Origin of the sequence: Acinetobacter sp. 1294596, assembly GCF_000582925.1 — a bacterium.
GTDB lineage: Bacteria > Pseudomonadota > Gammaproteobacteria > Pseudomonadales > Moraxellaceae > Acinetobacter > Acinetobacter radioresistens.
The window spans coordinates 1-604 of sequence record NZ_JFCC01000123.1; the positions used below are offsets into that span (position 1 = coordinate 1).

Consider the following 604-nt stretch of genomic DNA (forward strand, 5'->3'; position numbering starts at 1 on the left):
GAATAAAATATAAATATGTATATAATAATATTTTTATATTTTAAAAATAAAATGATGAATAAATTCTTTCTTCTGTCTACTGTATTTTTCTGCTTAACAGGGTGCGCTTCTGTGTCTTATCCAGATCAGAATAGGATTTTAGAAGAAACAATTAGTTATTCTACGTCACGTTGTTTTGGTGCCTGTCCGGTGTATTCTGTAACAATTCAGCCTAGTGGAGCTGTACATTTTAACGGGGACCGGTTTACAAAAATTATCGGAGAGCAAAATATCATTGTTTCCCCTGGGATCTATAAAAAGCTTTCTAGTCAATTAAGCAGATATAAGCCCGCACCAGGAAAAGTAGAAAATAATTATAATTGTGTAAATAAAGCTACTGATCATCAAACGGTCAGTTTTGTATGGACGGATAAAAGTGGAGTAGAAACAAAGTTAGACCATTATATGGGATGTATGAATTCATCTGATAAAAGTTTTAATCAATTTATCGAACAATTACCTGAAATGCTTGGAATTAATGTTTTAATACGTTAAACATAAAAACAATCTAACTTTATAAAAAATTAATCTTTTATATAGGTCCCATTTATATAAAAGATTAATA

At 29.5% G+C, this 604-nt stretch carries 1 protein-coding gene; it reads left to right on the forward strand.

The features are described 5' to 3' along the window. The first annotated feature begins 111 nt into the window (after positions 1-111). The gene (locus J502_RS16185; RefSeq protein WP_052026721.1) at positions 112-534 is read left to right on the forward strand and encodes a DUF6438 domain-containing protein; all 423 of its coding nucleotides are present in this window, start codon (positions 112-114) and stop codon (positions 532-534) included. Positions 535-604: the final 70 nt, after the last annotated feature.